Annotated in this window: 12 protein-coding genes; 5 read left to right on the top strand and 7 right to left on the bottom strand. The window is 62.2% G+C overall.

Translation table 11 applies throughout. The annotated features are described in order from the left end of the window. Positions 1-29: 29 nt before the first annotated feature. The 3 genes from dsbG to dsbD are packed head-to-tail and all read right to left on the bottom strand — an operon-like array spanning position 30 to position 3,339. Positions 30-791, bottom strand: a complete 762-nt coding sequence (gene dsbG, locus ICY20_RS13070) for a thiol:disulfide interchange protein DsbG (RefSeq protein ID WP_159962023.1) — start codon at positions 789-791, stop codon at positions 30-32. Further along, positions 767-1,612, bottom strand: a complete 846-nt coding sequence (locus tag ICY20_RS13065; protein WP_194937680.1) for a TlpA disulfide reductase family protein — start codon at positions 1,610-1,612, stop codon at positions 767-769. Before ICY20_RS13065 ends, dsbG begins: the two co-directional genes overlap by 25 nt. Continuing rightward, complete coding sequence (dsbD, locus tag ICY20_RS13060; protein WP_194937679.1) at positions 1,612-3,339, bottom strand: protein-disulfide reductase DsbD; 1,728 nt, start codon at positions 3,337-3,339, stop codon at positions 1,612-1,614. The genes ICY20_RS13065 and dsbD overlap by 1 nt, the downstream gene beginning before the upstream one ends. A 176-nt stretch (positions 3,340-3,515) precedes the next feature. Between dsbD and ICY20_RS13055 the strand changes: the two genes are divergently transcribed. The 5 genes from ICY20_RS13055 (at position 3,516) to ICY20_RS13035 (ending at position 8,309) form a co-directional block, all read left to right on the top strand. Continuing rightward, entirely contained in the window at positions 3,516-4,196 is a 681-nt protein-coding gene (locus ICY20_RS13055) for a response regulator (RefSeq protein WP_159962020.1), read from the top strand. Next, positions 4,193-5,515, top strand: coding sequence for an ATP-binding protein (locus ICY20_RS13050; RefSeq protein ID WP_194937678.1), 1,323 nt, complete (start codon positions 4,193-4,195; stop codon positions 5,513-5,515). Before ICY20_RS13055 ends, ICY20_RS13050 begins: the two co-directional genes overlap by 4 nt. A gap of 126 nt (positions 5,516-5,641) precedes the next feature. Further along, positions 5,642-6,409 carry an N-acetylmuramoyl-L-alanine amidase gene (locus ICY20_RS13045; RefSeq protein ID WP_194937677.1) on the top strand — a complete coding sequence of 256 codons (768 nt, stop codon included), beginning with the start codon at positions 5,642-5,644 and terminating at the stop codon, positions 6,407-6,409. 201 nt (positions 6,410-6,610) lie between these two features. Continuing rightward, positions 6,611-8,005, top strand: coding sequence for an aspartate aminotransferase family protein (locus tag ICY20_RS13040; protein WP_159962017.1), 1,395 nt, complete (start codon positions 6,611-6,613; stop codon positions 8,003-8,005). An 82-nt stretch (positions 8,006-8,087) separates the two neighbouring features. After that, complete coding sequence (locus tag ICY20_RS13035) at positions 8,088-8,309, top strand: MbtH family protein (protein WP_159962016.1); 222 nt, start codon at positions 8,088-8,090, stop codon at positions 8,307-8,309. 122 nt (positions 8,310-8,431) lie between these two features. Here the strand turns inward: ICY20_RS13035 and ICY20_RS13030 are convergent, their stop codons facing one another. The 4 genes from ICY20_RS13030 to ICY20_RS13015 all read right to left on the bottom strand — a co-directional run bounded on the left by ICY20_RS13030 (position 8,432) and on the right by ICY20_RS13015 (position 13,157). Continuing rightward, positions 8,432-10,600, bottom strand: coding sequence for a mechanosensitive ion channel family protein (locus ICY20_RS13030; protein ID WP_159962015.1), 2,169 nt, complete (start codon positions 10,598-10,600; stop codon positions 8,432-8,434). Between the two features lie 52 nt (positions 10,601-10,652). Further along, on the bottom strand, positions 10,653-10,829 hold the full coding sequence (locus ICY20_RS13025) for a hypothetical protein (protein WP_194937676.1): 177 nt from the start codon (positions 10,827-10,829) through the stop codon (positions 10,653-10,655). A 207-nt stretch (positions 10,830-11,036) separates the two neighbouring features. Continuing rightward, positions 11,037-12,326 carry a M18 family aminopeptidase gene (locus ICY20_RS13020; RefSeq protein ID WP_194937675.1) on the bottom strand — a complete coding sequence of 430 codons (1,290 nt, stop codon included), beginning with the start codon at positions 12,324-12,326 and terminating at the stop codon, positions 11,037-11,039. A 195-nt stretch (positions 12,327-12,521) separates the two neighbouring features. Continuing rightward, positions 12,522-13,157 (bottom strand): RluA family pseudouridine synthase, encoded by a 636-nt coding sequence (locus ICY20_RS13015; RefSeq protein ID WP_159962013.1) that lies wholly within the window; start codon positions 13,155-13,157, stop codon positions 12,522-12,524. Positions 13,158-13,178: the final 21 nt, after the last annotated feature.

Here is a 13,178-nt window from a genome sequence, read left to right as displayed (position 1 = left end):
GCCCCCGATGGCGTCCGCCCAGGCGCCGCTTATTTAGGCCCCATGATCTTGGCCAACTTCTCCGGCGACGGCGCCCCTTGCTGTTGCTGCAACCCACCCTTGTCATCCAGATAGAAAATCGCCGGCGTCGCCGACAACTCCAGCTCATCCATCAACTTCATATTGGCATCAAGCTTGGCTTCGATATTCGCCGGGATCTTGGCCAGTGCCTGCAACTTGCTGCCTTTGCCGGCGGCTTCGTGTTCTTCCAGGGCTTTTTGCGGGTCTTTGGCGGCGAACAATGCGGCGGATTTGGCCGCGCTGTCTTCGCGGATGATGCCCACCATGATGTGGCGCAACTGCACTTTGCCGGCTTTTACCCACGGGCGGGCCTGTTCCCAGAACATATTGCAGTAAGGGCAGTTGGGGTCGCTGAACAGGTAGACGATGCGCGGTGCCTTGACGTCGCCGTCCTGGATCCAACTGCTTTTTTCCATCTTGGCCCAGACTTCCTTGGCCATGGGTGCGTACACCAGTTTTTCCAGCGGGGCGCTGCTCAGGTCATTGCCTTGGGTATCGTACAGGTTGCCGGCGATCACGCTTTTGCCGTCGGCGGTCAGGTACAGCGCCATGCCGCGGTTCTGGTACTGCGCGGCGTAGCCGGTGAGGCCGCTGGGGGCGTCGAATTTGCCGAGGATCTTGGCACCCTTGGCCTCAATCTGTTTGATCGGCGCGGGCCAGTCTTCGGCATGGGCCAGGGTGGCCGCCAGCGTCAGTGGCAGCAGGGTCAGCAGGTGGCGGAGGCTTGGCATGTGGGTTTCCTTGTTGTCACGGTGTCGAAGGGTTCCATGGCGCGGGCCAGGCTGGCCTGGGACAGTTCGCCCAGGTGGCTGTTGATCAGGCGGCCATCGGCGCTATAGAACAGGGTAGTGGGCAGGGCCATGGAGCCGACGGCCTGGCCGAGACGACCGCTGGCGTCGAACAGCACGTTGTCCAGCGTCAGGCCTTGGGTGGCGAGGAAGGTACTGACGCTCTGCATGCTTTCGGCCTGATTGACGAACAGGAAGGTCACGTCCGGGCGTTGGTGTTGGGCGCGTTCCAGTACCGGCATCTCGCGCCTGCACGGAGGGCACCAGGTGGCCCACAGGTTGACGACCAGCGGGCCGCCTTTGTAATCGGCCAGTTGCACCACGTCGCCATTGGCGTTGCGCAGGGTGATATCCGGCAGTTGCGTGCCCCGGTCATACAGGTTCAACGCCAGGCTGGTCATACCCCAGAACACCAGGCCGGTGATAACGCCGGCGCTCAGCGGCTTGCGCAGGGGCGGGCGGCGCCAGCCGTAGGCCAGTGCGCCAAGGACCAGCACAATCACGCCAGGCCACGCGAGGAAGCCGCCGTCGCGCAGGTCGACCATTTGCAGCCAGTCGCTGCTGTACTCGCTCCAGTACATCAATACAAAACTGACGCGCGCCGCGAGCATGCCCAGCAGGAACAGGCTGAACAGCACTGATTCGGGGTTTTCACCGCCACGCTTGGCCACGCGCCAGCCCACCAGGGTGGCGAGAATCAGCGCGCTGATCAGCAGGATGTGATTCAGGGCGATGGCGAAGGTGCCGATGGTCAGGGTCAGCATCAGAGAGCGTCTCGGGTTTGCGTCCAGCGTTGCAGGAAGGCAGCGGCATCCACTTCGCCGGTGATGCGTTGGGCGCGGCGTTCTTCGCCGTCGGGGCCGATCCACACGAAGCTCGGAGGGCCTGGGACTTTGTAGCGGCCGAGTAGTTCGCGGCTGGCGGCGTTGTCGGCGGTGACGTCCAGGCGCAGCAGGCGCACGTCCTTCAAGGCTTGCAGCACTTCGGGTTTGCCGAACACCTGTTTTTCCATGATCTTGCACGACACACACCAGTCGGCGTAGTAGTCCACCAGCACCCATTGGCCTTGGGCCTTGGCGCTGTCGAGTTGGTTTTGCAGCACGCCCGGGTCGCTGATGGTCATGAACGCGTCGTGGGCGCTGGGTGCGGTGGCGACTTGCGAGCCGCTGTAGACCTTCAAGGGTTGCCACAGGTCATCGCTGCCACCCGCGGCGCCCACTACGAGCACCGCGCCCCACAGGCCCAGCAACAGGGCGCCTGCGCCGAACACTCTGGCGGCCAGGCCGTATTCACGGGCCAGGGTCCATCCGCAGTAAGCCATGACCAGGGCCAGCGCGCCCCACAAGCCGATCCACAGGCTTTCATCGATCACCGGGCGAATCATCAGCACAGCAGTGCCCAGGAACAGGAAGCCGAAGATGCCTTTGAGCACGTTCATCCAAGTGCCGGGTTTGGGCAGGAAGCGATTGCCTACGGTCACCAGCAACAGCAATGGGATGCCGATACCGATACCCATGGCGAACAGAATCAAGCCGCCGTGCAGCGCGTTACCGCTTTGGGCGATATACAGCAGCGCGCCGGCCAGGGGCGCGGTCATGCACGGGCCTACCAGCAGGCCGGAGAGGGCGCCGAGCACCCCGGCGCCCACCAGGCTGCCACCGCTTTGCTGGCGGCTGGCGTTGTCCAGGCGGTCGCGCAGGAAGGCGGGCAATTGCAGCTCAAAGAAGCCGAACATCGGCAAGGCGAGGACCACGAACAGCGCGGCGAAGCTGCCGAGAATCCATGGGGTTTGCAGCAGCGCGGCAAGGTTGCTGCCAGCCAGCGCGGCCAACACACCCAGTGCCGCATACACCAGCGCCATGCACACCACATAGCTGCTGGCCAAGGCAAAACCGCGACGCGGGCTGGCGCCACTGCCGACTACCAGCCCGGCAAGGATGGGAAGCATCGGTAACGAGCAGGGGGCGAACGCCAGCAACAGGCCCAGGCCAAAGAACACCAGCAGGCTCCAACCCAGGCTGCGCTGTTGCAGGCCGCTGGCGAGGCTCTGGTCCTGGGCTTGTGCAGTGGCTGCCACGGCTGGGTTGCCGCCCAAATCCACGGTGATCGACTGCGGCGGGTAGCACAGGCCGGCATCGGCGCAACCCTGCCAGCCCAGCTTGACCTGGCCGGTGGCGCCTGCCGGGATCTTCACCTCAAGGCCCTGGCGATATACTTCCTGTTCGCCGAAGAATTCATCGCTATGGGCTTCACCCTGTGGCAGCGTTGGCTTTACGGCCAGGCCGTCGAACTTCATGCGCTGCTTGTACAGGTAGTACCCATCGGCAATCTGCCAATACAGCTGGGTTTCACCGCTTTCCAGGCGCTCGGACGTAAAGGTGAACGCCTTGCCCACCGGGAGGAAGTCGGGTTTTGTCTCAAACGGGTTGCCCGGTGCGGCCTGGGCCAGCCCGGCGAACAACACCAGCAGTAAGGTAAACAGATGCCGCATGGTCAAGCCTTAGTTCGATGCAAGTGAGGCACACAATGTGTGGCGTTGATTAACCGATGATTAACCGGGGGCTATTCTAAAGTGTAGGGATTATCTGAGCGCACCTCTTTTCACGGCATAATCTGCACTTAATCGGCCGCCCCTTTAATCGCCCCATCTTTCATGAAGGGTTCACCATGCACGTACTGGTCTGCGAAGACGACGAACTGATCGCCAGCGGCATCGTGGCTGGCCTCACCGCCCAGGGTTTTACCGTGGAGCGGGTAGGCTCGGCGTCGGCGGCGCGGGCGATGCTCAAGGCCGCGACGTTCGACATCATGGTGCTCGACCTCGGCCTGCCCGATGAAGACGGCCTCAAGCTGCTGCAACAACAGCGTAGCCAGGGCCTGGAGATTCCGGTGCTGATCCTCACCGCGCGGGACTCGGTGACCAACCGCGTCGACGGCCTGCAAGCCGGTGCCGACGACTACCTGCTCAAACCCTTCGACCTGCGTGAACTTGCCGCCCGCCTGCAAACCCTGCTGCGACGCGTGGCGGGACGCAGCGTCAACCTGATCGAACATGGCCGCCTGGCCTACGACCCCAGCAGTCGCGAGACCTTTCTAGGGGGCGAACCGGTGGACCTGTCTCGCCGCGAACAGGCGCTGTTGCAGGCGCTGCTGCATAACAAGGGCCGCGTGCTGTCCAGCGAACAGCTCAAAGACAGCGTCTACGGCTTTAACGATGAGCTGGAGAGCAACGCGTTGAACGTGCACATCCACCACCTGCGGCGCAAGTTGGGCAACGGTATTGTCGAGACGGTGCGCGGTCTCGGTTATCGCCTTGGCCCGGCTGATGGTGGAGAGAGCGGTTCGTGAAAAGCCTGCGTCTGCGCCTAACGTTCAAGCTGGGCGCCGCGTTTGTGTTGATCTGGGCCCTGGCAGCCGCCTGGATGCTCAACGACCTGCGCAACCAGATGATGTTTTCCCTCGATCAACGGCTGGTGGCGTCAGCACGCATGGTGGCAGGGCTCACTGAGCAGATGCCGGGCCTGGCAAGTGTGAGCGGCGGCGCGCATTTCAGCGCCGAGCAACTGCACGTGCCCGGCGGCATGGCCTGCCAGGTCAGTTCCTTGCGCGGAGAAATCCTTGCCCGCAGCCACACCACTCCCGAAGAAGGCCTGGAGTCGCGCAAGAGCGGCTTTCGTGATCAGGTGATCGACGGTGTCGGCTGGCGCAGTTTTACCCTGTCCCGTGGCGACCTTCTGATCACCACCGCTGACCGCCAGGTGGAGCGCGAAGCCTTGAACCTTTCGATCCTGCTCGCCGCCTCGGTACCGGTGGGCGTGGCGATGCTCGGCTGCCTGTGCCTGCTGTGGCTGGGTATCGGCCAAAGCCTGCTGCCTCTGAACCGCATGCGTGACGCGCTGATGCGCCGCAGTGCCGATTCGCTCGAACCCTTGCAGATCCACCCACTGCCCAGCGAACTCAAGCCGCTGCTCGATACCCAGAACCAACTGCTGCAACGCATCGCCAAGACCATCGAGCGCGAGCGCCGCCTCACCGGTGATGCCGCCCACGAACTGCGCAGCCCGTTGACGGCGATCAAGACCCACCTGCAAGTGGCGCGCATGACCGAAGGCGCGGCCCGCGATCAGTCCCTGGCTCATGCCGAAGAGGGCGCCGACCGTCTACACCGTACCCTGGAGCAATTGCTGCTGTTGGCGCGGGTGGAAGGCAGCCTTTCGTTTGACGACGGCTTGCAGTGCAGCGCCGAGGATGTTGCGCGGCTGGCGATCGAAGATGCCAATGCCGGCGACAACGGGCGCATCGACCTCATCCTGCCCGCCAACCTCAGCGACACCCCGGTGGAAATGCCCGTGGGCCTGGCCGTCGCGGCCCTGCGCAACCTGCTGGACAACGCTCTGCGCCACACACCGGCGCACACCCGCGTGGAGTTGAGCGTATTCACGGTGGGCAATCAGGTGGTGTTCCGCGTGCGCGACCATGGCGCGCAAATCTCTGCCGACGACCTGCAATACCTGACTCAACGCTTCTGGCGCAATGGCAGCAGCGAAGGCTGTGGGCTGGGGCTGGCGATCGTGCAAGCGATCGTGCAGCGCTGCTCCTGCTCGTTGACGTTCGACAGCCAGCCTGATGGCCTGCGCGTTGACCTGGGCATGCCGCTGCGACGTTGAGCTGTCTATTTCTTTCAAGCGCTAATTAGTTACCGCCCTGCTGAGGTTCAAGCCTTCAGGATGGCGGTAATTTTTTGCGTTTGAACGGGCTGAAAGACTCGGCCTGAATTGAAAAGGACGGTTCTCATGTTGGTCATCGATAGCAGTTTCCCTGCCCAAGACTTCAACGAACGTAACGGTGAGCCGGTGCAGCAGGTGATTCTGCATTACACCGCGGCACCCTTTGCGTCATCCCTGCGTACCCTGACCCAGGGCGGGGTCAGCGCGCACTACCTGTTGCCCGACCCCGGTGAACCGGGCTACCGCGTAGCCGGTTATGACGAGCTGCGTGCCTTTCGTCTGGTCGACGAGGGTAAGCGCGCCTGGCATGCCGGCGTCAGCCAGTGGGACGGTCGCGATAACCTCAACAGTCGCTCGATTGGCATCGAGATCGTCAATCTGGCGCGCGATGACGCGGGCGTATTTACCTTTCCGGCCTACAAGCAGGAGCAGATCCGGGTATTGATTGCGTTGCTTCGCGACATTCTGGGGCGCTATCCGCAGGTCGGGCCGACTGACCTACTCGGGCATTCTGACGTGGCGTACTGGCGCAAGAGCGACCCGGGGCCTCGGCTGCCATGGCGGTGCCTGCATGAGGCGGGTATGGGCGCATGGTTTGACGAGTCGACGCGGGCGATGTACCAGCGCCGGTTCTGTGTCGGGCTGCCGCCGGAAGTCGAGGTAGAACGGGCGTTTCAGCGTTATGGCTACAAGCCGGCGCAGAATCGCCAAGCGTTTGAGCTTAGGACGCGGGCGTTTCAGATGCACTTTCGAGCACGGGATTACGGTGGGTTTCTGGATGCAGAGACCTGCGCGATCCTTTATGCCCTGAATGAAAAATACCGTGGGTTATGAGCCGAACGCGGCTCCAATGTGGGAGGGGGCTTGCCCCCGATGGCTGCGGGTCAGCCACAAATGTGCTGTTTGACACACCGCTATCCGGGGGCAAGCCCCCTCCCACATTTGGGTTTTCATTCGTCAGTTAACGATCGCAGCGCCTAAATCCTTCCCGCTCTGGTGCGTTTCCAGAACAGGAACCAGATGAGGGATCGAGTAATGTCCGTCGCTATCAGTCATATCGAAGACACCCCGCTTCAAGAAACGCTCTACCAGTTTGAAGAAACCCCGCTGCTGGCACGCCAGCGCCAACAGGAGTCCAACGCCCGCAGCTACCCTCGGCGCATTCCCTTGGCGCTCAAGCGCGCCAAGGGCATCTACGTGGAAGACGTTGAAGGCCGCAGCTTCATCGACTGCCTGGCCGGCGCCGGTACCCTGGCGTTGGGCCATAACCACCCGGCCGTGATCGAGGCCATCCAGCAAGTGCTGAGCGACGAACTGCCGTTGCATACACTGGACCTGACCACCCCGGTCAAGGACCAGTTCGTACAGGACCTGTTCGGCCTGCTACCGGCTGAATTGGCGCGGCAAGCGAAGATTCAGTTCTGTGGCCCCACCGGCACTGACGCGGTGGAAGCGGCGTTAAAGCTGGTACGCACCGCCACGGGTCGCAGCACGGTGTTGTCGTTCCAGGGCGGTTACCACGGCATGAGCCAGGGCGCCTTGAGTTTGATGGGCAGCCTGGGGCCGAAAAAACCTTTGGGTGCCTTGCTCAGCAGTGGCGTGCAGTTTTTGCCTTTCCCTTACGACTACCGTTGCCCGTTTGGCCTGGGCGGCGCAGAAGGTGTGCGGGTCAACCTGCACTACCTGCAAAACCTGCTCAGCGACCCGGAAGCCGGGGTTGCGTTGCCCGCAGCGGTGATTGTCGAGGTGGTGCAGGGTGAAGGCGGTGTGATACCGGCCGATCTCGACTGGCTGCGCGGCCTGCGACGCATCACTGAACAAGCCGGTGTGGCGCTGATCGTCGACGAGATCCAGAGCGGCTTTGGTCGCACCGGCAAGATGTTTGCGTTCGAGCACGCGGGCATCATCCCGGATGTGGTGGTGATGTCCAAGGCCATCGGCGGCAGCCTGCCGTTGGCGGTGATGGTCTACCGCGACTGGCTCGATACCTGGTTGCCGGGTGCCCATGCCGGCACGTTCCGTGGCAACCAGATGGCCATGGCGGCGGGATCGGCGGTGATGCGCTACCTCAAGGAGCACGATGTGCCTGGCCACGCAGCGGCGATGGGCGAGCGCCTCGGCGAACACCTGCGGATCCTGCAGCGCGATTTTCCGCAATTGGGTGACATCCGTGGGCGTGGGCTGATGCTCGGCGTCGAGCTGGTAGACCCCAACGGCACGCCAGACATCCAAGGCCACCCGCCAGTGCATCGTCAACTGGCGCCACTGGTGCAGCGCGAATGCCTCAAGCGTGGGCTGATCCTGGAGCTGGGCGGCCGGCATGGCGCTGTGGTGCGCTTCCTGCCGCCGCTGGTGATTACGGCCGCCGAAGTGGACCGCGTAGCCGAGATTTTCGGCCGGGCCCTGACGGCAGCGGTCTCCAACCTCTAATTTTTCGACGCTTTGGTACGTTTCTACAGATATCAGTGCTGCGCGTGGTGCGCAGCCGGCTATTTAGCGATGGAGAACAGCAATGACCTCAGTATTTGACCGCGACGACATCCTGTTTCAGGTAGTGGTCAACCATGAAGAGCAATATTCCATCTGGCCTGACTACAAGGCCATTCCGGAAGGCTGGCGCACCGTGGGCAAAAGCGGCCTGAAGAAGGAATGCCTGGCGTACATCGAAGAGGTGTGGACCGATATGCGCCCGTTGAGCCTGCGTCAGAAGATGGACAACGCTGCGCTCGCATAAACAACGCCGCTCAAAATGAGGGAGGGGGCTTGCCCCCGATGAGGGAGTGTCAGTTGACTAATGAGTGACTGATACACCGCCATCGGGGGCAAGCCCCCTCCCACATTTGATCCGTTTTGCTTTTAAGTATTTTTTTCTTTCTCCAGCCCGCCTGAAGCGCCGGTCACCACCTGCACACTCAAACGTGGTGTCGCCAAATCCAACCCCGCCTCATCCAGATGTCGCTTCAGCGACAGGTTGAACGCCCGCGAAACCTCCCACTGCTTGATCGGCGCCGTCTTGAAGCGCGCCCGCAGGATCGCGCTGCCCGACTCAAAACTTTCCACCCCCTGAATCTCCAGCGGCGACCAGATATTGCGACGTTGCAGCGGGTCGTTGCGCATCTTCTGCCCCACATCACGCATCAGCTTGATGGCGTCGTCGATCTCCATGTTGTACGGGATCGCCACCCGGAAGATCGCGTAGCCGAACTCCCGCGAGTAGTTCTTGATGCTCTTGATCTCGCTGAACGGAATGGTGTGCACAATGCCGTCGATGTCGCGCAGGCGCACGGTGCGGATGGTCAAGCCCTCAACGGTGCCGAGGTGGCCGCCCACATCCACGTAGTCATCGATGGCCAGGGAGTCTTCGATAATGATGAACAGACCGGTGATCAAGTCTGCCACCAGTGACTGCGCGCCAAAACCGATGGCCAGGCCGATCACACCGGCACCGGCCAGCAGTGGCGTGACGTTCATGCCCATGTTCGCCAGGGCGACGATGGCGGCGATGATGAAAATCGTCACGAACAGCACGTTGCGGATCAGCGGCATCATGGTCTGCGCGCGGGCATTGGCCAAGCCTTTGCGCGAGCGGGTCAGGGCGTGATGGATCGCGGTGTCGCTCAGAATCCAGATCAGCCAGGCGAACAGCAGCGTCCCGGCCAAGCCAAACAATTTGACGCTGACTTCATGGCCGTCACCTTCGGTAAAGCGAATCAGCGACAGGCCCCACACCCGCAGGCCAAGCTCGATAAACGCCAGCCACACCACCAGGTGCGCCAGGGTGTAGACGAAACTCTTGAGCCGCTCGGAGTACAGCGCGTGGCGTTTGTGCCCGCGCTGCGGTTTGAGGGCATGGCGTCGCACCAAACCGTTGATGACCATGCACAACACCAGTAGCACCGTGCACAACAGTGATTGGCGCAACGCGGTGCTGGTGTCACCGGCGGAAACGAAGGTGGCAAACAGCGAGATGCCCACCAGCAGCAGTGCCGGGATGTACCAGAACGAGCCGATGATCTCGATGGTATCGCTCAGGGCGCGGCGTGTGAGGCGGCGGGACAGCGGCTGATTGCGGATCAGATGCGCAATTGGCCGGCGGAATCGCAGGATAAACACGCCGGTGGACAGCGCCGCCATTACATTGGCGACGGTCGCGGCCGTGTGGGACAGATGCTGGCCCAAAGCCTGAACCAGCCGTGGGTCACTCAAGGCTTCACCAAAGGCGGCAAAGCTGCCGATCCACCACAGCGGTCGGAAGGCTTGGTGACGCAGGATATACAGCGCACGATGGCGATGGGGGCCGTCAAGCAGGGAGAATGCGATCACACAGATGGCCGAGAAGCACGTGCCCACCACCAGCGCGTAGGCCAGCACCATCGCCAGGGATTTGCCCAGCGATGAAGGCAGCGCGTAGCTCAGGTACACCGTGATCACCAGGGCGATCAGCCACGGGCCCAGTTTGCGCAGGGCGAAGCGCACCATGTCCCAGGTGCGTGGGTGTTGCGGCAACTCTTCGGGCAGGCCGAAGCGCTCGCGTACACGGTGGCTCAGCCAGATCAGCGCGTAGGCCAGCAGGCTCCACACGGCGAGGATCAAACCAAAGCCGAAAATAATCGGCAGCCATTCGTTGGCTGGCAGCATCAAGGCGCTGAACTCATCCTTGGCTTGATCAAACTCACTGGACCAACGCCCCAGCGGGCTGTCGTCGCCAGTGAATTGCGCTTCGAGGCTGGCCAAGGTGCCACCGATCAAACCGAGCACGCCCTCTTCGGCGGCCGGCTGGGCTTTTTGCGTGGCTTCGCGCAGCTTTTTCAGGTCGCTGAGCAACTGGGTGCGTTGCTGGTCGTTTTCCAGGGTTTTGATCACTTCGTCCAACGACTGCCCCAGCGGCACATCAGCCTGGGGTTGGGCCTTGTTGGTGCTGCCCAGAATACCGGGCAGGCCCACGGCATGGGCAGACGCGAGCGGCAGCAGCGTGAGCAGGGCGATCAGCAGGTAGCAGGGCAGGGCAAACAGGCGGGAAAGCACGAGGCGGTCAACCTTGGAAACGACGGGTTCACCGAGTGTACGAGGGCATGGGTCATTCGGCCAGTTTGGCGAGGATTTTGTAGACCACAGTGCCCAGGATCAGCAGCATGCCGACCCACATGCCAAACACGCCCACGGGCTTGTCGCGAAAGTTGAAGCCTACAGCAAGCATGATCATGCCGATCAGAATCGGGATAAGCATGGCGTGGAAGGAGGACATGGAGATCATGGTGCGACGGCCTTGTCGGAGTGGGAATACTGACAAGTCTAGGTCGGATTGCGGGAAATGGCGTTGATGTGTGTCAGATAGCGTTGGGGTGTTTGAAATTGCCCCATCGCAGCGATACGGCGACCCGACAAGCCAGCTCCCACATTTTGATGTGTGAACACATTCAAATGTGGGAGCTGGCTTGCCTGCGATGGCCGCGCCTCGGTCTCAGGGCAGGTCGCGACTGGCGTAAAACGCCCCCAACACCTTCACCAGATGCGCCAGGTCATGGCTGCCGCACAGTTCGCGAATGGAGTGCATGGCAAACGTCGGCAAACCAATGTCCACCGTGCGCACGCCCAAATGGCTGGCAGTGATCGGGCCGATGGTGGAGCCACAGCCCATGTCGCTGCGCACCACGAAGCTCTGCACCGGCACTTCTTCGGCCATGCACAGGTGGCGGAAGAACCCGGCGGTTTCGCTGTTGGTGGCGTAGCGCTGGTTGCTGTTGACCTTGATGACCGGGCCCGCGTTGAGCTTGGGGCCGTGGTTGGCGTCATGCTTGTCGGCGTAGTTGGGATGAATGCCGTGGGCATTGTCGGCCGATACCAGCAGTGACTTCTGAATGGTGCGTACGAATTCATCACCCTCTGGCAGCAGGCGGCGCAGGGTCTGCTCCAGCATCGGGCCGTCGGCACCGCAGGCGGAGCACGAGCCGACTTCTTCATGGTCGGTGCTGACCAGCACGCAGGTTTCGTCGGTCTCACTGGTGAGCAAGGCTTGCAGCCCGGCGTAGCACGACAGCAGGTTGTCCAGGCGTGCGCCGGCGATGAAGTCGCCGTTCAGGCCGATCACCGCAGCGCTTTGGGTGTCGTAGAAGCTCAGCTCGTAGTCGAGGACGACGTCGGCGTTCAGCCCATGTTCCCGCGCCAGTTGCTCGGTGAGCACGGCGCGGAAGTCCACACGCTCGTCGCCGGCAAATTGCGCAAGAATCGGCGGCAGCTCGGTCTGGGCATTGATCGCCCAGCCCTGGTTGGCTTCACGGTTCAGGTGAATCGCCAGGTTGGGGATGATGGCGATGGGCAGCTTGAAGTCGATCAGTTGGCTTTCGACCTTACCGTCGCGGCGGAAGGTCACGCGGCCGGCCAGAGACAAGTCACGGTCGAACCATGGCGCCAGCAGTGCGCCGCCGTAAACCTCGACACCCAACTGCCAGAAGCCCTGGCGTTGCAGCTCAGGCTGGGGCTTGACCCGCAGGCATGGGCTGTCGGTGTGGGCACCGACTAGGCGAATACCGCCTTGCAACGGCGAGTGACGGCCGAGCCTGAAGGCGATGATCGAGGAGTCGTTACGGGTGACGTAATAGCGCCCGTTGGCCTCGGTGGCCCAGGTTTCGCGCTCGTCGAGGCGCTGGTAACCGGCTGCTTCCAGGCGCTGGGCCAGGGCAGCAGTGGCATGAAAAGGAGTAGGGGAGGCCTTGAGGAAGTCGATCAGGCCTTGATTCAACGCTTCGCGCATAAATAGCTCCAGACAGCAATGCGCGGAGTTTACCGTATTGGCTCCACATTTGAAGGGAAGCTACCTTCTTGAGCACAACACAAAACCACTGTGGGAGCTGGCTTGCCTGCGATAGCGGTGTGTCAGGGCCATATTTTTTACTGATAGACCGCTATCGCAGGTAAGCCAGCTCCCACATTGAATGCAATTGCAGCTTTAGAAAGGCGCTGGGCACTCGAAGCGCAAACGCTCGCCGCTTTGCGGATGGGTGAAGCTGAGCATGCTCGCGTGCAGGCACAGGCGCGGCCAGGCAGCCAGGGCTTGTTCGTGGGCGTACAGGCCATCACCCAACAGCGGATGGCCGATAGAAAGCATATGCACCCGCAGCTGATGCGAACGCCCGGTAATCGGCGTCAATTCCACACGGCACCAGTCGCCGCACCGCTCCAGCACTTTCCAGAAGGTCAGTGCGTGCTTGCCGAACTCGTAGTCCACCACATGACGCGGCTTGGTCGGCGGGTCGTAGCGCAGTGGCAGGTCGATGCTGCCGCTGTCCAGTTCCGGTTGGCCCCAGGCCAGGGCGGTGTAGGCCTTTTCGGTTTCACGGTCGTGAAACTGACGGGACAGCTCGCGGTGGCTATCGGCGTCCCGGGCCAGCAGGATGATGCCCGAGGTTTCCCAGTCCAGGCGGTGGACGATGCGGGCTTCGGGGTAGCCGTTTTCCTGCAGACGGGTGATCAGGCAGTCCTTGTTGTCGTCGGCGCGGCCAGGCACCGAGAGCAGCAAGGTTGGCTTGTTCACCACCAGGACGGCATCGTCCTGATGAAGGATATGGATATTGGACAACGGCATTAAACAGCCTCGTAACAAACG

Source organism: Pseudomonas pisciculturae, assembly GCF_015461805.1.
In the GTDB taxonomy this organism is placed as follows: Bacteria; Pseudomonadota; Gammaproteobacteria; order Pseudomonadales; family Pseudomonadaceae; genus Aquipseudomonas; species Aquipseudomonas pisciculturae.
The sequence above is the reverse complement of the archived record's forward strand: the minus strand, read 5'-3'. Positions and strand labels throughout refer to the sequence as shown.